Source organism: Nonomuraea composti, from assembly GCF_012034275.1.
Classification (GTDB): domain Bacteria; phylum Actinomycetota; class Actinomycetes; order Streptosporangiales; family Streptosporangiaceae; genus Nonomuraea; species Nonomuraea composti.
Map to the genome: position 1 here is coordinate 332,311 of NZ_JAATEP010000003.1, position 17,844 is coordinate 350,154.

Annotated in this window: 16 protein-coding genes and 1 pseudogene; 7 read left to right on the top strand and 10 right to left on the bottom strand. The window is 71.4% G+C overall.

Annotation, left to right across the window (positions count from 1 at the left end):
• Positions 1-68: 68 nt before the first annotated feature.
• On the top strand, positions 69-464 hold the full coding sequence (locus HCN51_RS06855; protein ID WP_346433557.1) for an aggregation-promoting factor C-terminal-like domain-containing protein: 396 nt from the start codon (positions 69-71) through the stop codon (positions 462-464).
• A gap of 338 nt (positions 465-802) precedes the next feature.
• Positions 803-1,282 (top strand): aggregation-promoting factor C-terminal-like domain-containing protein, encoded by a 480-nt coding sequence (locus tag HCN51_RS58005; protein WP_206066635.1) that lies wholly within the window; start codon positions 803-805, stop codon positions 1,280-1,282.
• A 30-nt stretch (positions 1,283-1,312) separates the two neighbouring features.
• On the opposite strand, the gene HCN51_RS06865 is transcribed toward HCN51_RS58005, so the two are convergent.
• Both HCN51_RS06865 and HCN51_RS06870 read right to left on the bottom strand, forming a co-directional pair.
• Positions 1,313-1,960: a TetR/AcrR family transcriptional regulator gene (locus HCN51_RS06865; protein ID WP_168007877.1), complete on the bottom strand. Its 648-nt coding sequence runs from the start codon at positions 1,958-1,960 to the stop codon at positions 1,313-1,315.
• Positions 1,961-1,981: 21 nt separating this feature from the next.
• Positions 1,982-2,845, bottom strand: coding sequence for a transglutaminase-like domain-containing protein (locus HCN51_RS06870; protein ID WP_168007879.1), 864 nt, complete (start codon positions 2,843-2,845; stop codon positions 1,982-1,984).
• Between the two features lie 59 nt (positions 2,846-2,904).
• On the opposite strand from HCN51_RS06870, the pseudogene HCN51_RS62905 reads away from it, so the two are divergent.
• Positions 2,905-3,498 (top strand): annotated as a pseudogene (locus HCN51_RS62905) (NACHT N-terminal helical domain 7-containing protein); the annotation flags it as partial.
• Positions 3,499-5,865: 2,367 nt separating this feature from the next.
• Here the strand turns inward: HCN51_RS62905 and HCN51_RS06875 are convergent.
• Positions 5,866-7,149 (bottom strand): sensor histidine kinase, encoded by a 1,284-nt coding sequence (locus tag HCN51_RS06875; protein WP_168007881.1) that lies wholly within the window; start codon positions 7,147-7,149, stop codon positions 5,866-5,868.
• A 66-nt stretch (positions 7,150-7,215) separates the two neighbouring features.
• Complete coding sequence (locus HCN51_RS06880) at positions 7,216-7,695, bottom strand: deaminase (protein WP_168007882.1); 480 nt, start codon at positions 7,693-7,695, stop codon at positions 7,216-7,218.
• 188 nt (positions 7,696-7,883) lie between these two features.
• Between HCN51_RS06880 and HCN51_RS06885 the strand changes: the two genes are divergently transcribed.
• On the top strand, positions 7,884-9,608 hold the full coding sequence (locus HCN51_RS06885) for an ABC transporter ATP-binding protein (protein WP_168007884.1): 1,725 nt from the start codon (positions 7,884-7,886) through the stop codon (positions 9,606-9,608).
• Complete coding sequence (locus tag HCN51_RS06890; protein ID WP_168007886.1) at positions 9,605-11,449, top strand: ABC transporter ATP-binding protein; 1,845 nt, start codon at positions 9,605-9,607, stop codon at positions 11,447-11,449. The genes HCN51_RS06885 and HCN51_RS06890 overlap by 4 nt, the downstream gene beginning before the upstream one ends.
• On the opposite strand, the gene HCN51_RS06895 is transcribed toward HCN51_RS06890, so the two are convergent.
• The 6 genes from HCN51_RS06895 to HCN51_RS06920 form a co-directional block, all read right to left on the bottom strand.
• Positions 11,446-11,874, bottom strand: coding sequence for a hypothetical protein (locus HCN51_RS06895; protein ID WP_168007888.1), 429 nt, complete (start codon positions 11,872-11,874; stop codon positions 11,446-11,448). The genes HCN51_RS06890 and HCN51_RS06895 overlap by 4 nt on opposite strands.
• 126 nt (positions 11,875-12,000) lie before the next feature.
• Entirely contained in the window at positions 12,001-12,282 is a 282-nt protein-coding gene (locus HCN51_RS06900; RefSeq protein WP_155126384.1) for a hypothetical protein, read from the bottom strand.
• Between the two features lie 80 nt (positions 12,283-12,362).
• Positions 12,363-12,698: a DUF202 domain-containing protein gene (locus HCN51_RS06905; protein ID WP_168007890.1), complete on the bottom strand. Its 336-nt coding sequence runs from the start codon at positions 12,696-12,698 to the stop codon at positions 12,363-12,365.
• Positions 12,699-12,702: 4 nt separating this feature from the next.
• The gene (locus tag HCN51_RS06910) at positions 12,703-13,029 is read right to left on the bottom strand and encodes a YidH family protein (protein ID WP_080036488.1); all 327 of its coding nucleotides are present in this window, start codon (positions 13,027-13,029) and stop codon (positions 12,703-12,705) included.
• A gap of 56 nt (positions 13,030-13,085) precedes the next feature.
• The gene (locus HCN51_RS06915; protein WP_168007892.1) at positions 13,086-13,472 is read right to left on the bottom strand and encodes a hypothetical protein; all 387 of its coding nucleotides are present in this window, start codon (positions 13,470-13,472) and stop codon (positions 13,086-13,088) included.
• Positions 13,473-13,493: 21 nt separating this feature from the next.
• Positions 13,494-14,447, bottom strand: a complete 954-nt coding sequence (locus HCN51_RS06920) for an alpha/beta fold hydrolase (protein WP_168007894.1) — start codon at positions 14,445-14,447, stop codon at positions 13,494-13,496.
• Positions 14,448-14,692: 245 nt separating this feature from the next.
• Between HCN51_RS06920 and bla the strand changes: the two genes are divergently transcribed.
• A complete protein-coding gene (gene bla, locus HCN51_RS06925; protein ID WP_168007896.1) occupies positions 14,693-15,625 on the top strand; it encodes a class A beta-lactamase in 933 nt (310 codons plus the stop codon).
• The gene (locus HCN51_RS06930) at positions 15,625-17,814 is read left to right on the top strand and encodes a transglycosylase domain-containing protein (protein ID WP_168007898.1); all 2,190 of its coding nucleotides are present in this window, start codon (positions 15,625-15,627) and stop codon (positions 17,812-17,814) included. Before bla ends, HCN51_RS06930 begins: the two co-directional genes overlap by 1 nt.
• The last annotated feature ends 30 nt before the right edge of the window (positions 17,815-17,844 follow it).

Consider the following 17,844-nt stretch of genomic DNA (forward strand, 5'->3'; position numbering starts at 1 on the left):
ATTCGCTGTAAAGGGTCTCTATCGGGCAGGGTGGCGCGGTCCACGAACCCCCTCGAAAGGGATCCCGCATGCCCATGCTCCGCCGTACCGGCGTCCTGGTCCTGACCGCCACCCTCGTGGCGGCGGGCGGCGCCACGGCCGCACAGGCGCAGAGCTCCCAGACCAGCGGCAGGAACAAGGCCATCGCCAAGCCCATGGTGGCCTCTCGTGGCTGGGGCGAGACGCAGTTCAGCTGCCTGGTGAAACTGTGGCACCGCGAGAGCGGATGGAACCACCGCGCCGGCAACGGCTCCGGCGCCTACGGCATCCCGCAGGCGCTGCCGGGCCACAAGATGGCCTCGTCAGGACGTGACTGGCGGACCAACCCCCGCACCCAGATCAAATGGGGTCTCGGTTACATCAAGGGGCGTTACGGCTCCCCGTGTCGCGCCTGGGGGCACTTCCAATCCCACGGTTGGTACTGAGCCAAACCCCAGGCTTGCGCGCTCTTTCCGGCAAGGCCCGCCCAATCGGGCGGCGGACCGGGCAAAACCGGCCCAGCGAGCAGCCCCTTTATCCGCAACGGTCACACAAACACCTGTCCTTCGCGTGTCCTGACGAATGACCCGCGGTGACACCGCGTAATAGGAATCGTGCTAGAGGACACGTCGCGGTGCCCTCCGGGCCGCCCAGCACCACCGGGCGGAGGCGAAGGACCGTCCCGGAGGGCCGCGCGGACCCTCTGCGTCCGAGCCACGGACGCGGACGGCAGGGCACCCGTCTCGGGTGCCCGTCCGCACGCGACCCGACAGCGAGGATCGAGTTGGACAGCAAACGCGCGCTCAACGGCACGCTCATCTCCGTCACCGCGTTCACCACGCTCGGCGCCACGTTCGGCGCCACTGTCAGCGCAACGGCCGCATGGGCCGAGTCGAAACCGCCGATCAGGACCGGAGTCTGGACCACGTCGGCACAGCCCAAGATGGCGGCCGTCCGGCCCGCCAGCAGGAACAAGAAGATCGCCCTCGGCCACGTCGTGCAGCGGGCCTGGAACTACCAGGAGTTCCGCTGCCTGGACAACCTGTGGACCAGGGAGAGCAACTGGAACCACCGGGCGCTCAACCACTCCTCCGGCGCGTACGGCATCCCGCAGGCCCTGCCGGCCGGCAAGATGAGCGGCGCCGGGCGCGACTGGAAGTCGAACCCGGAGACCCAGATCCGCTGGGGTCTGGCCTACATCAAGGGGAGGTACGGCAGGCCTTGCGGCGCCTGGGGGCACTGGAAATCGCACAACTGGTACTAGCCGGCTCGGGAGGGCATCCGGAGCGGCTGCTCACCGGGTGCCCTCCCGACGCCCCGCGTACGCCTCGATCGCGGTGATCAGCAGGTCGAGGCCGAACTCGAACTCCTCCTCGTGGTCGCACGCGCCGAGCAGCGCCGACAGCGAGCTGACCTCGGGGAACAGCGCGGGGTCCACCCCGTCGGGCTGGATCGTCCTGGTCTGCACGGGCGCGAACGTGGGCGTCACCCCGACCTCGCGCAGCAGCGAGCCCACGATGTAGGCGATGAACATCCGCAGCATCCGCACCGCGTCGGCCCCGTCGAACCCGGCGCCGCGCAGCGTGGCCAGCGCCCGCTCGACGGGCAGCAGCCCGGCGGCGGAGTGGAGCTGGCGGCTGACGACGAGCATCGTGGAGCGCGGGTAGTGGTGGGCGATCTGCCGGAACGCCCTGGCCTGCACGCGCACCCGGTCGGTCCAGTGGGCGTCGGGGTCGTCGGTGAACTCGATCTGGCTCAGCACCGACTCGGCCACGCCGTCGAGCAGGGCGTCCTTGCCGGGCACGTGGTTGTAGAGCGACATGACGCCCACGCCCAGCTCGGCCGCGATGCGGCGCATGGAGATCGCGTCGGCGCCCTCTCGCTCGATGAGGTCGATGGCCGCCGCGACGATGCGTCCCCGGGAGAGGGGCTCAGTGCTCATGGCTCATTCTATGGACGGGCGTCAGGCTCCGGCCGCTCTCAGCGTGATCTCCGTGCGACGGTGGTCGGGCGGCGGGTAGCTGGCGACCACGTCCGGCACCACGACGTCCGGGCCGGCGTACGCCTCCCTGAACCGGCCGACCTCGATGTCGGCGGCCAGATCGTCCACCCGCTCGCCGGGCAGGTCGTCCATCGCGCCCCACCGGTCCCAGGTGAGCATCTCGTACTTGTTGAGCGCGGCCAGGTCGAACACCACGCTCCTGGCGATCAGCGGCAGCCCTCTGAGCCTCGGGTCCTCGATCCCCGGCGCCGTCACGAACCGGCGCGGATCGGCCTTCCCGACCCGGCACGACCGCCACGCCCGCCCGGCCGTCAGGAACCGCTCGCGCGGCATGTCGCCGAGCGGCAGCGGCTCGCTCTCGCCGGGTGTCGTGTACCCCTGCTCGAACTCCGGCTCCACCAGCCGCCACCGCTCGCCGTCCCACACCTCGGGGATCATGTGGTCGAGCCACCATCCCGGGATCAGATAGTCGGCGAAGCCGTAGCGGGCGCGGGCCGGGATGCCGTGGTGGCGGGCCAGCGCCAGGTACAGGACGGTGTTGTCGCGGCAGCACCCCAGCACCCGCCCGGTCGCCTCCCGCCCGGCCGGCGGCGGGGCCGGATCGAGCTCTCTCGCCCGGGCCAGCATGGCGTCGGCGTAACGGAGGTTCACCTCGCCGACCCGGCCGGGCGTGAACCCGTGCCGGGCGAGATCCCCGTTGGCCCAGTAGTGGAAGACCAGCCGGGCGGCCGACTCCCTGATCAGCTCGCGCGGCACGCCGTCGATCCACGCGGCCAGCGGGCCCGGGTCGGTGAAGGTGCTCTGGGTCGCGTAGAAGTCGAGCATGCCCGCCAGTGTGCGTAACGGGTCCCCGCGACGCCACAGGTTTTCGGCAGACTGGAGCCGTGCGGCAGATCCTGACCTATCACGACGCCGTCGTCCTGCTCGGAGGGCCCAGCAGGATCACGAACCTCCTCGACAAGGCGTCGTCGCTGGCCCTGTTCGGGATGGGCGCGATCGACCTGTTCGACGCCCGCGGCGAGGCGGTGCGGCTGGGCGACGCCTTCATCCGCGGCCTGCGTGACAAGGTCAAGGGCCTGAGCCGGTACGACGCGACGCGGCGACTGGTCGCGGCCCACTCGATCATCGTGGTCACCGCGTATCTGGAGGCGCTGGCCGAGACGGACGTGCTGCGCGAGCTGACCGCGGAGGACCAGCGCCGGATCACCCGCGCCGAGCACCTCGGCGTGCTGATCGAGCCCCTGCCCATGCCCGCCCCCGACCTGCCCTACGAGCACGTGCTGGCCGACCTCGGCCGCGTGTACCGCTCCTTTACCGGCCCGCTGGTCGAGCTCCTGTCCGGCCTCGCGCTCTGGGACACGTGGGACGAGACCGCCCGCGACCGGCTGCCCGCGGACCTGCCCGCCCGGGCGGTGCGCCGTTACGAGGAGCTGTTCCGGCGGCTCGTCGCCGAGTTCCCCGAGGTGGCCTCCTGGTCCGACCGCGTCGAGCACCAGGCCACCAGGAACGAGATCAGAGGTCTGGCGCACGACCTGGCCGGGATCCAGGAGCAGGTGGCCAGGCTCCCTCCGGCGCGCGGGCCGTCCGAGCGGCTGGCGGCGCTCGCCCGCTCGAACCGGGCCACGCTGCGGCGGCCGATCGTGAGCGCCGCCGCCACGCCGAGCGGGGTGACCATCCCGCCGCTGGACGAGGGTTACGTCAACCCGGCCTACCGCCTGCTCGTCTCCTCCTGGCGTCACCTGGTCATGTCGGAGGACGTCTGGGCGAAGCTGCCCCGCCACAGCCGCCTGGACGCCTTCCTGACCGGTCATCTCACGCTCCCCCAGGCCACGAGGACACCTCTCCTGGTGCTCGGCCAGCCGGGCGCGGGCAAGTCGTTGCTGACCCGGGTGCTCGCGGCACGGCTGGCCGCCGCGTCGTTCCTGCCGCTCAGGGTGGAGCTGCGCGCCGTCCCCGCCGACGGCGACGTGCGCACGCAGATCGAGCACGGCATCCGGGCGGCACTGGACGAGCCGATGTCGTGGCCGGACTTCGCGCACGCCGCCGAGGGCGCGCTCCCGGTCGTCATGCTGGACGGCTTCGACGAGCTGCTCCAGGCGACGGGCGTCAACCAGACCGACTACCTGGAGCGGGTCGCCCAGTTCCAGCAGGACCAGGCGGACAAGGGCCGGCCGCTGGCGGTCATCGTCACGTCCAGGACCGCCGTGGCGGACCGGGCGCGGATCCCCGAGAAGACGCTCGTCCTCCAGCTGGAGCCCTTCGACGACGACCAGATACGCGAGTGGGTCGCCACGTGGAACCACGTGAACCGCGGGCACTTCCGCCGCCGCGGCCTGGAGCCGCTGCCCGTGGACAAGGTGCTGGCCGTCCGCCAGCTCGCGGGGCAGCCCCTGCTCCTGCTCATGCTGGCCCTGTACGACGCCGACGCGAACGCGCTGCGCCACATGCCGGTGGACCTGCACGAGGCGGAGCTGTACGAGCGGCTGCTGCACGACTTCGCCGTCCGCGAGGTCGGCAGGTCCCATCCCCATCTGGCGGGCGGCGAGCTGGAGCGGGCCGTGGAGGACGAGCTGCTGCGCCTGTCGATCACGGCGTTCGCGATGTTCAACCGCGGCCTGCAGTGGATCGCCGAGCCGGACCTGGACGCCGACCTGCGGGCGCTGCTGGTCGAGGAGGCGCGGCGGCCGGCGGAGCCGCGCCGCGCCGTGACGCGGGCGGAGGGCGTCATCGGCGGTTTCTTCTTCGTGCACACCTCCCAGGCCCTGCGCGACGAGGAGCGGCTCACGACCTACGAGTTCCTGCACGCCACCTTCGGCGAGTACCTGATCGCCCGCCTGGTCGTCAGGGAGCTGTCCGACCTGGCGGAGGAGCTGGCCGCCGCCGGGTCCCGCCGCCGTCCCGCCCCGCCGGACGACGCCTACCTGCACGCGCTGTCGTCGTTCGCCGCCTTCACCGTCCGGGCGCCCATCGCGGACTTCCTGCGGTACGGCCTGCGCCACGCCGTCCCGGCCGGCCGGCGCCGGCTCCTGACGGGCCATCTGTGCGAGCTGTTCGCGGCGGCGCTGCACGGCCGGCCCGGCTCGGTGTACGACGCGTACCAGCCGGTGCGCAACATGGAGCTGACCGCCCGGTGCGCCGTCCACAGCGCCAACCTGCTGCTGCTCGCCGTGCTGTCGTCGGACGAGCCGCTGGCGGGCACGCAGTTGTTCCGCGTCGAGCAGCCGGAGCACGCCAACGAGCGGTGGCGCCGGATCGCCCGGCTCTGGCACTCCCAGCTCGGCCGGGCGGAGTGGGACTCTCTCACCCGCACGCTGCACGTCCGTCATGAGCTGTGCGACGGGACGCGGACGATGCGGGTCGCGTTCGACCGGGACCCGGTCTTCGACTCGCGGGACCTGGTCTTCTTCACCTGGCCCGGAGCCGACTCCGACAGCCCGCACCGGCTGCGGGCGAGCGACGAGAGCTGGATGCGGGAGATCTCCTTCCGCGACGACACCTCGCTCGGGCATCTCTTCGTCAACCTGATCCCCTACTACGAGGTGGCCGGCACGCTGGACGCGCATCCGCGCAGCCCGGCCGCCGACCTGCTGGCGCTCCTGCTGGCCGACGCCCCGGACCTCGCCCTGTACGAGCGCGCGCTGTCGGGGTCGCCGTCGCCGCGCTACACGGACCGGGTGCTCAGGCAGCTCGCGCTCGACGCCCTCGCGCTGCCGGGGCCGGGCGTGCTCGCTCTCCTGGCCACGGCCGCCGGGCGCGGGGCGGGCCAGGAGCCGCTCGAGCGCCTCCTCCGGATCCTGGCGGAGCATCCCGGCGTCGAGACGGAGGAGCTGCGGGCGGCGGCCAGGCTAATCGCGCGGCAGCCGCAGGACCAGCCGGGTCCGCGGCCCGTCCTCGATCCGGAGGTCTCCCCCGTGGGCCCGGGCGATGTCGCGGGCGATGGGCAGCCCGAGCCCGCTCCCCCCGGTGTCCCGTGACCGGGTGCGGTCCAGGCGGGTGAACCGCTCGAAGACCCGCTCCCGCATCTCCTGCGGGATCCCCGGCCCGTCGTCGGACACCTCCACCACGGCCTCGTCCCCGCGTGCCGCGACCGACACCCACACCCGCGTGTCGCCGTAGCGGTCGGCGTTGGACAGCAGGTTCGCGACCAGCCGGGCCAGGCGCAGGCGGCTGCCGCGGACGTACACCTCCGGCTGCACGTCCAGGGTCACGGGCAGGCGGCCGGGACGGCGGGCGGCCTCCTCCTCGACCAGCCGGCCCAGCTCGAACCGGTCGGAGCCGATCTCCACGCCGGCGTCCAGCCGGGCCATGAGCAGGAGGTCGCCCACGATGTCGGACAGCCGCTGGGCGTCGTCCATGGCGGCCCGCCAGTCGGCCTCGGTGCGTTCCTCGACGCCGGACTCCAGCCGGACGAGCAGCCCCGCGATGGGGGTGCGCAGCTCGTGGGAGGCGTCGGAGACGAAGCGGCGGTGCCGCTCGACGGCGTCCTCCAGGCGGCTGAGCGTGTCGTTGACGGTGACGGCCAGCTCGGCCACCTCGTCGCCGGTCGAGGGCACGTCCACCCGGCGGGTGAGGTCCTCGGCGCTGATGCGTTCGAGGCCCTGGCGGATGCACTCCACGGGGGCCAGCACGTGGCCGACGCCGTACCAGGCGGCCCAGCCCATCAGCGCCAGCAGCGCGGCGGCGGAGCCGTACAGGACCAGGGGCAGGAACGAGGAGCGTAGCAGGACGGGCTCGCGCACCGCCGCGTAGACCACGACCGGCCCGTAGGCGCTGATGTGGTTGCTGGTCCCGACGACCACCATGCAGCCGCGGCCCTGGCACACCCGGTCGCTGACGCGGGGGTCGCCGCCGCCGGGCCGGGCCGAGGTGAGCGGCGGGCGGCCCGCGACGGCGGCGCTGGCCGCGACGACCCGGCCGCGGGCGTCCACGACCTGGAGCATGCTGACGTTGTCCTGGGGCGGGATGGGCCCGGTGTAGCGCCGGTCGTCGATGACGGTGGTGATGCGGCGGCTGGCCTCGTCGGCCTGGTCCACGAGGTCCGACCGGACGAGCATCGGGTACATGACGGAGATCAGCGTCACTCCGGCCAGGATGAGCACCCCGAACGAGACCACCGTCGCGATCGTCATCCGGGCCCTGATGGAGCGGCCGTGCATCATACGTCCGACTGTGCCACCTGCCGTACAAACCGCAGGTCAAACGGATGTGTAGAAGCGGCGGTGCAGCTCGCGGACCTCCTCTGCCAGCTCGGGCACGGGGCCGTCGACGATCACTCCTGGCGCGATCTCGGCGACCGGCAGCGTGCGCACGGGCGGCGCCGGCACGCCCAGCTCGCTCAGCCAGCCGGCGAGCTGGGCCGAGGAGGCGACGTAGGCGATGCGCCCGAGCCCGACCCACGCGTGGGCGGCGGCGCACATGGGGCAGTGCTCGCCTGAGGTGTAGACGGTGGCGGCGGCGCGCTGCTCGGGCGTCAGGTGCTCGGCGGACCAGCGGGCGAGGGCGAACTCGGGGTGGCGGGTGCGGTCTCCTGACGCCACCCGGTTGTGGTCCTCGGCGAGCACGGTGCCGTCGCCGGAGACCAGCACGGAGCCGAACGGCTCGTCACCCACCTCCAGGGCGCGGGCGGCCAGCTCGACGCAGCGGCGCAGGTACGGCAGCTCGGACGACTCGATCACAACAGACTCCAGCAAAGGTAACGGCCCGCCGAAAGTGCATGAGCTTTCATGTTTCCCCACGTCATGTACGGATATCCGGCCTTGGGGCCACAGAAAATGGGTTGATCCCACGTATTAGCCTAGAAGGGATGCCTCCCGATACGCACAAACCTCGCCGTCCCCTGCTGTCTTCCAACTCCCTGTGGCGGATGAAGCCGTATCTCCGCCCGTACGTCGCCAGATTGGTCATCATCTGGCTGACCGCGCTCGTCGGTGTCGGCCTCGTCATCGTGTTCCCGCTGATCATCAAGTCCGTCATCGACGGGCCCGTCGAACACGGTGACTCCGGCGCGCTGCTGCCCCTGGGGCTGCTCGCGATCGGCGTCGGCGCGCTAGAGGCGCTGCTCATCCTGTTCCGGCGCTACATCCAGGTGAAACCGGTGCTCGGCCTGGAGACCGCCGTCCGCGACGACCTGTACGAGCACCTGCAACGCCTGCCCATGGGCTTCCACGGAGACTGGCAGTCCGGGCAGCTGTTATCGCGGGCGACGACGGACCTGTCGACGATCCGCCGCTTCCTCGGCTTCGGCGCCCTGTTCCTCGTGATGAACGTGCTGCAGGTCGTCACGGTCACGGTGCTGCTGCTGAACATGTACTGGCCGCTGGGCCTGCTGGTGCTGGCCTCGGTCGTGCCGATCGTGTGGACGTCGCAGCGCTTCGAGAAGCGCTACATCAAGATCTCCCGCCAGGTGCAGGACGAGCAGGGCGACCTGGCCACGCTCGTCGAGGAGTCCGCGATCGGCATCCGCACGATCAAGGCGTTCGGCCGCCGCCACCACGTCTACGACCAGTACGACGACGCGGCGCTCAAGGTCTACGGCTCCTCGATGGACAAGGTGCGCCTGTCGGCCAAGTTCTTCTCCTTCCTGGAGATCATCCCCAACATCACGCTGGCCCTGGTGCTGCTGATCGGCGCGCTCGCGGTCGGCTCCGGCGCGCTGACGCTGGGCGCGCTGATCGCCTTCACCACGCTCATGCTGCAGCTCGTCTGGCCGGTGGCGAGCCTCGGCTACCTCCTGGTCATGGCCCAGGAGGCGATGACCTCGGCCGACCGGCTCATGGAGGTCATGGACACCGTCCCGGCCATCGAGGGCGGCACCGAGACGATCGAGGAGCCGCGCGGCCACCTGCGCTTCGAGGGCGTCGGCTTCCGCTTCCCCGACTCCGACAAGCCGGTGCTGCGCGACGTGTGGCTGGAGGTCCGGCCGGGCGAGACGGTGGCCGTCGTGGGCGCGACCGGGGCGGGCAAGACCACGCTGACCGCGCTGGTGCCGCGCCTGCTCGACCCCACCGAGGGCCGCGTCACGATCGACGGGCACGACGTGCGCGACCTCGACCTGAAGACGCTGCGCTCGGTGGTCGCCACCGCGTTCGAGGAGCCCACGCTGTTCTCGATGAGCGTGCGCGAGAACCTCAAGCTCGGCCGCCCCGACGCCACCGACGAGGAGCTGGAGGAGGCGGTGCGCACCGCGCAGGCGATGTTCGTGCACGACCTGCCGTGGGGCCTCGACACCCGCATCGGCGAGCAGGGGCTGTCCCTGTCCGGCGGGCAGCGGCAGCGGCTCGCCCTGGCCAGGGCGGTGCTGAGCAGGCCGCGCGTGCTGGTGCTCGACGACACGCTGTCGGCGCTCGACGCCGAGACCGAGGCCCTGGTGGAGGAGGCGCTGCGGCACGTGCTGCGCGACGCGACCGGCATCGTGGTCGCCCACCGCGCCTCGACCGTGCTGCTGGCCGACAAGGTGGCGCTGCTGCGCGACGGCACGATCACGCACGTCGGGCAGCACCGCGAGCTGCTGGCCCGGGTTCCCGAGTACCGGGAGCTGCTGGCCCAGGACGCCGACCTCGACGACGCGGCGGAAGGAGCACTCCGATGACCACGACGGTTCAGGAGAAGAGCGACTCCTGGCGCGGCGTCGCCTCCGAGGACCAGGAGGAGCTGACGGACCGGGTGTCCGTGCTGCTGCGGGCGCGTTCGCGGCGGCTGCTGGGCGACCTGCTGCGGCCGTACAAGAAGAGGATCGCGCTGCTCGTCGCGATCATCGTGGTCTCCAACGCGGCCGGCCTGTCGATCCCCTACCTGGTCTCGGTGGGCATCGACGCGGGCATCCCGCCCATCACGAACGGCTCGGGGCCCGGGATCCTGGTCACCGTGGTCGCGGTGATCCTGGTGGCGGCGGTCACGCAGGCGCTGACCCGGCAGGCGTTCCTGCGGCTGATGGGCGCGGTCGGGCAGAGCATCCTGCTGACGCTGCGCAGGAGGGTGTTCGACCACTTCCAGCGGCTGTCGCTGAGCTTCCACGAGCAGTACACCTCGGGCCGGGTGATCTCCCGGCTGACCTCCGACATCGAGGCCATCGCCGAGCTGGTGCAGTCGGGCTTCGACGCGCTGGTCAAGGCGGTGCTGACGCTGGTGGGCACGGCGGTGCTGCTGCTGGTGCTGGACGTGCACCTCGGCCTGGTGGCGCTGATCCCGATCCCGCTGCTGCTGCTGTTCACCAAGTGGTTCCAGCGGCAGTCGGCCGTGGTCTACCGGCGGACCCGCGAGACGGTCGCCCTGGTGATCGTTCACTTCGTGGAGTCGATGATCGGCATCCGCGCGGTGCAGGCGTTCCGCAGGGAGCCGCGCAACCAGGAGATCTTCGAGCAGCTCAACGACGACTACCGCGACGCGAACGCGCGCAGCATGGTCCTCGGCGCGACGTTCATGACCGGCGTCAAGCTGATCGGCAACATGACGATCGGCGCCGTGCTGCTCTACGGCGGCTACCTGGCCCTGCGCGGCGAGGTGTCGCCCGGCGTGCTGGCCGGCTTCATGCTGTACCTGCGCTCGTTCTACGAGCCGATGCAGGAGATCAGCCAGTTCTACAACACGCTGCAGTCGGCCGGCGCGGCGCTGGAGAAGCTGTCGGGCGTGCTGGAGGAGGAGCCGGCCGTGCCCGAGCCGCGCGAGCCGCAGGCGCTGCCGCACGGCAGGGCGCGCGGCAAGGTGCGCTTCGACGGCGTCGAGTTCGCCTACGTCAAGGAGATGCCGATCCTGCCCCGGCTCGACCTGACGATCCCGGCGGGCCAGAGCGTGGCGCTGGTCGGCGCGACGGGCGCGGGCAAGACGACGCTGGCCAAACTCATCTCCCGCTTCTACGACCCGACCGAGGGGCGCGTGCTGCTCGACGGCGTCGACCTGCGCCGGCTCGACGAGCCGACGCTGCGCCAGGCCGTGGTCATGGTGACGCAGGAGAACTTCCTGTTCAACGGGACGGTCGCGGACAACATCAGGTTCGGCAAGCCCGACGCCACCGACCGCCAGGTCCGGGAGGCGGCCAAGGCCATCGGCGCCCACGAGTTCATCGCCGGCCTGCCCCAGGGCTACGACACCGAGGTGGGCAAGCACGGCGGCCGGATGTCGGCCGGGCAGCGGCAGCTCGTCGCGTTCGCGCGGGCGTTCCTCGCGGATCCGGCCGTGCTGATCCTCGACGAGGCCACCTCCAGCCTCGACGTGCCGAGCGAGCGGCTGGTGCAGCGGGCGCTGCGCACGATCCTCGCCGAGCGCACGGCGCTGATCATCGCGCACCGGCTCTCGACGGTGGAGATCGCCGACCGGGTGCTGGTGATGGATCGCGGCCGGATCGTCGAGGACGGGCCGCCGGCCCAGCTCATCGCCTCGGCGGGCCGCTTCGCCGGGCTGCACCGGGCGTGGCTGGAGAGCCTCAGCTCCTAAGGGTGCGGGCGCACCGAGGCCACGGCGTTGGCGAACAGCTCGTAACCGACGAACAGGGCCAGCGGCACGCCCAGCGCGACCAGGAGCCTGCCGGGCAGGTGCGTCCGCTCCGGAACGGGAGCGGGCGCCCTGACCGGCACCGGCTCGGGCATGGTCTCGGGCTCGTCGTGTTCGGGCTCATGCTCGGGCTCTGGGACGCGGATCGGGTGTCCGGAGGGGAACCAGGTCACCCGGTATCCGCCGCAGGCCGGGCAGCAGGCGTCCGACCAGGGCGGCGGCACCGGGACCCCCGAGCTGAGCCAGATGTCGCCCCCGTTGCCGTAGGCGTCGGAGAGGTGTCTGACGACGAAGTCCTCTTCCCAGACGTGCAGGCAGCGCAGGCATTCGAAGGGCCACGTCTGTCGGGTCTCGAAATCCTCGGGCACGGGGAGCACCTTCCGGCCGGTTGATCGCCTTGTCACTCCGAGTGTCCGTCCGGTTACGATTCTCCTTCAAGACGGGCTTATGACACCGATGGCCAGGAAACACTTACCGCCTGTCAGAGCGCCGGGTCAGTAGAGCGGCCTGGGCACCGGGCTGAGCAGCGGCGTCGCGTCGGGCCCCCGCGGCTCGGCCGGCGGGATCAGCTCCGGATGGCGGCGCAGGTAGCCGTCCGGGAACGTGGTCGCCTGCTGGCAGCCGCACTGCGGGCAGATGGCGCCCGACGACGGCGGCGGGACGCGCAGGCCGGCCCGCAGCCAGACGTCCGCCTCGTTACCGTGATCATCTTCGGTGTGCCTGACGACGTAGTCCTCCTGCCAGACGTGCCAGCAGCCGCGGCACTCGAAAGGCACGTTCCTGAGTTCCTCTTCCACTGTGAGGTCACCCCCTGATTCCGAGTGTCCGCCCCCTCACCGGAATCCCGCAACCAGCCTTACCTCATGGTGAAGACAAAGGTCACGGCGCCCGCGACCACGCTCAGCGTCCCGAGCCAGGCGAACACCACGTCCACCCCCGCGTCGAGCGGCCGGCCGGCGTGCAGGGCGGCCTGGACGCGGCGGTAGCGCAGCCGCGTCCTGATCAGCAGCACGCCGCCGCAGAGCGCGGCCATCGCGAAGCCCGCGACGGCGATCGCGGGCAGGCCGTGCCGGACGGCGAGCCCGGCCGCGCCGAGCCCGCCGGTGGACAGGGCCACGGCGGTGCGCACCCACGCCATCCGGGTGCGCTCGCTCTGCAGCCCCCTGTCCCAGATCTCCTCTTCAGCGGTCATACGGTCACGCGGACAGGATGATCAGGACGAGGGCGACGACGGCCACAGCCGCGACGCCGTACCCGAAGACGGCCGCCAGCGCGGGCGGCGGCAGCGGCGCCTGCTGCCGCAGCGCGCGCTGGATGTTGCGCCAGCGCGGGTAGGCCATGCCCGCCGCCAGCGCGGAGAGCGTGACCAGCACGATGGCCAGCGCGGTACGGATCCACGGCACGAACACGTCGGACGGCACCGCCGCCATGGCCACCCCACCCGCGCTGAGCGCCAGCGCCGTGCTCAGCCAGGTGAGGAAGGTGCGTTCGTTGGCCAAGGTGAAACGCGGGTCGGGTTCCATGGGAAATACGCTAATTCGTACCCATTTCCCCTAGAGAAGCCGGGATTAGCGGCGGCTCAGCTGCAGGCCTGGGCCACCTTCTCCACGTAGGCCGCGCTCTCGGAGGTGACCTTCTGCAGCGCGTCGACAGCGTCGTTGGCGTCTTGGACGGTGATGCTCGTCAAGGTCTTCGCCATGCTGTCGGTGGCCTCCTTGAGCGTGGTGTTGGCGGCCTGGTCGGCCACGTCGTTCAGCTTGCCGGCGGCGTCGTCGATGGCTTTGTCCATGGCCTGCGGGTCGTTGGTGAGCTTGCTGATCTCCGCGCCCAGGTCGGTGATGATCTTCGGTGCCTCCAGGCACGCCTGGGCCTTGTCGATGGTGTTGTTGACCTCACTGCAGCCCGCTGCCAGGACGCAGGCGGCGAAGAGGGCCAGGGGCAAGAACCGGCTCTTGAGTCGAGGCATGTCTCGACCCTACCCAAGGGTTCACGCCCCTGCGGTGACCGCACGTAGCCAGTCGATGAGCAGCGCGTTGACCTCGTCCGGGCGTTCCTGCTGGACCCAGTGCCCGCAGCCGTCCAGCAGGTGCGCGCCGGACAGGCCCGGCATCGTCCGGGGGAACGCCTCGATGGCGCCGGCCATCCACGTGGTGCTGGCGTCCAGCGTCCCGCCGACGAACAGCGCGGGCTGCGTGATCGGCGCGCCGTCCCAGGCGGCCAGGTCCTCCCAGTCGCGGTCCACGTTGCGGTAGCGGTTCAGGGCGCCGGTCAGGCCGGTGCGCTCGAACTCGCCCGCGTACACGTCGAGATCGGCCTCCGTCAGCCAGGACGGCAGCGCGTCCTTCACGAAGCGGTCGCGCAGCCGGCCGCCGCTCGGCACGAAGTACGCCCCCCGCCCCTCCGCCGACAGCGCCTGGTAGAAGCCGGCCAGCCAGCCGCGCACGTCCGGCTCGATCTCGGCCTCGGCCCGCCCCTGCGCCTGGAAGTAGCTCACGTAGAACTCCTCGTCCCCGCCCACCGCGGCGAAGCCGTCCGTGGGCCGGTGCGGGCCGCGCGGCGCGTACGGGACGCTCATCAAGCCGACCGCCCGGAACAGGTCCGGCCTGAGCAGGGCGCTGTTCGCGGCGATCGACGACCCCCAGTCGTGGCCGACCACCACGGCGCCGCGCTCGCCGAGCGCGCGCACCACGGCCGCGTTGTCGGCGACGTGGGCCAGCATCCGGTAGTCCTCGACGCGCGCGGGCGCGGAGGAGCGGCCGTAGCCGCGCAGGTCGATCGCCGCCGCGCGGAACCCGGCCGCGGCCAGGGCGGGCAACTGGTGGCGCCAGGAGTACCACGACTCGGGAAAACCATGCACCAGCAGCACCAGCGGCCCGCTGCCCTGCTCCACCACGTGGATCCGGCCGCCCGGCACCTCGACCAGGCGATGGGTCTGTGTCATGTACGCCCTCCATCTCGCGATATCCGTGCCAACTCTCCGCCGTGGAGGGGGCGGCGGGCGAATCCTGTTGCCGGTCCGGCAAATCCTGGCCGGCGGTTTCCCCGAGCCGCTGACCTGCGCTCATATAGTGTCAGATATCGCTCGTTTCGCGATATCGCTATTAGACATCACGTGATCGCATCTGCTTTGCTCCTCACCTCCGAACCCATCGATCCTTTGATCACACGACAGCGAGGACACAAGGCATGCGACACCTCCGCTCCCGGGCCGCGCTCCAGGCGGCGGCCCTGACCCTCTCCCTCGCCGCGGGCGGCGCGCTCACCACGGGCACCGCCCCGGCCACCGCCGCCGCGGTCGTGGCGCCCCAGACCGGGCAGGCCCAGGTCACGAAGGAGCTGCGCGCACTGGAGGCGTCCTTCAAGGGCCGCATCGGCGCGTACGCCATCGACACCGCCACCGGCAAGACGGTCGGCTACCGGCCGGGCGAGCGTTTCCCGCTGCTGTCCACGTTCAAGGCGCCGCTGTGTGCGGCCGCCCTGCACCGCGCCCGCACCACCGAGCCCGGCCTGATGGAGAAGGTCGTCAAGTGGACGGCCGACGACCTCAAGCCCAACTCCCCCACGACGGAGAAGCACGTCGAGGACGGCCTGAGCGTCGCCAAGCTGTGCGAGGCGACCATCACCGAGAGCGACAACACCGCGGCCAACATGGTGCTCAAGCAGATCGGCGGCCCGGCCGGGCTGACCACGTACTTCCGCTCCATCAAGGACCCCATCTCCCGGCTCGACCGCTACGAGACCGAGCTGAACGACTGGACCCCCAAGGAGAAGCGCGACACCACCACGCCCGCTGCCATCGCGCGTGACCTGCGCGCGCTCACGACCGGCGACGCCCTGAACGCCAAGGACCGCGAGCAGCTCAACGCCTGGCTGATCGCGAACAAGACCGGCGACGCCCGCATCCGCGCCGGCCTGCCCAAGACGTGGAAGATCGGCGACAAGACCGGCACGAACGGCGAGATCGGCGGCGCCAACGACATCGCCGTCGCCTGGCCGAACGGCACGTCCGGCGCCCCGATCATCCTGGCCGTCTACACCCACCGCACGGTCGCGGCCACCGACGACTCCGTGGTGGCCAAGACCGCCACGATCCTGGCCCGCGGGCTCGGCAGGCTCTGATGTCGCGTCGGGGGACGAACATCCTGCGCCTGGCCACCGCCGGCACGGCCGCGGGCCTGGTGGTGGCCGCGCTCGCGGTCCCGGCGGTCGGGGGCGCCGGGCTCGGCTTCGTGACGGCGGCCGGCGAGGTCAACCTCAAGCCGCTCGACCTGGCCGAGCCGCCGCCGGCGGAGGTCACGATCGTGCGCGACGCCAAGGGCGGCGAGATCGCCCGCTTCTACGAGGAGTACCGCGAGGTCGTCGGGTTCGACGAGATCGCCGACACGATGAAGACGGCGATCGTCGCGATCGAGGACTTCCGCTTCTACGAGCACGGGGCGATCGACATCGAGGGCACCCTGCGCGCCCTCGCCACGAACCTGCAGTCGGGCAAGGTGAGCCAGGGCGGCTCCAGCATCACCCAGCAGTACGTCAAGCAGGTGCTGCTCAACTCGGCCGGCACCGAGGCGGAGCGGAACGCGGCCGTCGAGGCCAGCTACGCGCGCAAGCTCAACGAGCTGCGCTACGCGATGGGCATCGAGAAGAAGTACACCAAGGACCAGATCCTCGCCAAATACCTGAACATCGCCTACTTCGGCGCCAGCGCGTACGGGGTGGAGGCGGCGGCCCGGCGCTTCTTCGGCGTCTCCGCCGCCGACCTCACCCTCCCGCAGGCCGCCACGCTCGCCGGCGCCGTCCAGGACCCCAACGCCACCGACCCGAACCTGGGCCGGCAGCAGCGCGAACGCCTCCTCAACCGCCGCAACGTCGTCCTGGACCGGATGGCCGAACTGGGCAGGATCACCCCGGCGGAGGCCGCCAAGGCCAAGGCCACCAAGCTCGGCTACAAGGGCACCCGCATCCCCGGCGGCTGCGAGAGCAGCAAGTACCCGTACTTCTGCCTCTACGTCCGCCACGAGATCCTCGGCAACCCCGACTTCGGCCGCACGTCCAAGGCCAGGCTCGCGATGCTCAACCGCGGCGGCCTGACCATCACGACCACCCTCGACCCCGCCATGCAGGCGGCGGCCGACCGGGCGATCAAGCGGTACGTGCACCCGTCGGACGCCCCCGTCGCCGCCCAGGCCCTCGTCAAACCCGGCACGGGCGCGATCAAGGCCATGGCGGCCAGCCGACGCTACGGGACGAACGCCGCCAAGAACGAGATCTCCTACAACGTCGTCGCGAACACCGCCCACGGAGGCGGCATCGGCTTCCAGCCCGGCTCCACGTTCAAGACGTTCACCCTGATCACGGCCCTGCAGCAGGGCATGAAGCTGGACGACGGCATCGCCGCGGGCGCCGGCTACCGGGCGCCGGCGTACTCGACGTTCAAGACCTGCAAGGGCCAGAACGTCGGCGACCCGTCCCACACCGTCACCAACGACGAGGGCTCCCCCGGCTGGAAGACCCTCAGGACCGGCACCTGGAACTCGGTCAACACGTTCTTCATGGAACTGGAGGAACGGGTCGGCCTCTGCGAGACCGTCAAGACGGCCAAGGCCCTCGGGATCCGGCGCGCGGACGGCAAGAAGCTGCAGGAGTACGAGACGTTCACGCTCGGCATCAACGAGTCCGACCCCGTGACCGTCGCCACCGCCTACGCCGCCATCGCCGCCCGCGGCAGGTACTGCGCCCCGCTCGCGATCACCCAGATCACCGACCGCGACGGCCGGACGACCCGCTACCGCCCCAAATGCCGCCAGGCCCTGGACCCGGCCATCGCCGACGCGACCGCCGAGGTCCTGTCGGGCGTCTTCACCAAGGGCACCATGAGCGGCGTCGGCGGCCTCGACCGCGACGCCGCCGGCAAGACCGGCACCACCGACGACTACGCCTCGGCCTGGTTCGCCGGCTTCACCCCCGACCTGGCCTCCGCCGTCAGCCTCGGCGACCCCCGCGGCTCCCAGCAGCACAAGCTGACCGGCGTCACCATCGGCGGCCGCTCCTACGGCTCCGTCCAGGGAGCCAGCATCCCCGGCCCCATCTGGCGCGACACCATGCTGTCGGCGCTCCGCGACGTCCCCGCCACCCCGTTCACCCCGATCGACCGCGACCGCTTCGAGGGCTGCTCCTCCGGCTGCCGCCCGGAGAAGAACCCGGAGGACCCGCTCGGGGAGGACCCGCTGGGGGAGGACGCGGCGGGTGAGAATCAGGCAGGGGACGCCTCCCCGGAGGTGACCCTCTCCCCGGAGAACTACCTGGACTGACCCGCCCACGGACGGCCCGCCCTCTCAACG

What these genes read in the sequence shown, in the direction of transcription:
- HCN51_RS06890 (WP_168007886.1), top strand. Translation starts at nt 9,605, where the DNA reads ATGACCACGACGGTTCAGGAGAAGAGCGACTCCTGGCGCGGCGTCGCC.
- HCN51_RS06930 (WP_168007898.1), top strand. Translation starts at nt 15,625, where the DNA reads ATGTCGCGTCGGGGGACGAACATCCTGCGCCTGGCCACCGCCGGCACG.
- HCN51_RS06915 (WP_168007892.1), bottom strand. Translation starts at nt 13,472, where the DNA reads ATGCCTCGACTCAAGAGCCGGTTCTTGCCCCTGGCCCTCTTCGCCGCC.
- bla (WP_168007896.1), top strand. Translation starts at nt 14,693, where the DNA reads ATGCGACACCTCCGCTCCCGGGCCGCGCTCCAGGCGGCGGCCCTGACC.
- HCN51_RS06875 (WP_168007881.1), bottom strand. Translation starts at nt 7,149, where the DNA reads ATGACGATCGCGACGGTGGTCTCGTTCGGGGTGCTCATCCTGGCCGGA.
- HCN51_RS06910 (WP_080036488.1), bottom strand. Translation starts at nt 13,029, where the DNA reads ATGGAACCCGACCCGCGTTTCACCTTGGCCAACGAACGCACCTTCCTC.
- HCN51_RS06865 (WP_168007877.1), bottom strand. Translation starts at nt 1,960, where the DNA reads ATGAGCACTGAGCCCCTCTCCCGGGGACGCATCGTCGCGGCGGCCATC.
- HCN51_RS06855 (WP_346433557.1), top strand. Translation starts at nt 69, where the DNA reads ATGCCCATGCTCCGCCGTACCGGCGTCCTGGTCCTGACCGCCACCCTC.
- HCN51_RS06905 (WP_168007890.1), bottom strand. Translation starts at nt 12,698, where the DNA reads ATGACCGCTGAAGAGGAGATCTGGGACAGGGGGCTGCAGAGCGAGCGC.
- HCN51_RS06885 (WP_168007884.1), top strand. Translation starts at nt 7,884, where the DNA reads ATGAAGCCGTATCTCCGCCCGTACGTCGCCAGATTGGTCATCATCTGG.
- HCN51_RS06920 (WP_168007894.1), bottom strand. Translation starts at nt 14,447, where the DNA reads ATGACACAGACCCATCGCCTGGTCGAGGTGCCGGGCGGCCGGATCCAC.
- HCN51_RS06870 (WP_168007879.1), bottom strand. Translation starts at nt 2,845, where the DNA reads ATGCTCGACTTCTACGCGACCCAGAGCACCTTCACCGACCCGGGCCCG.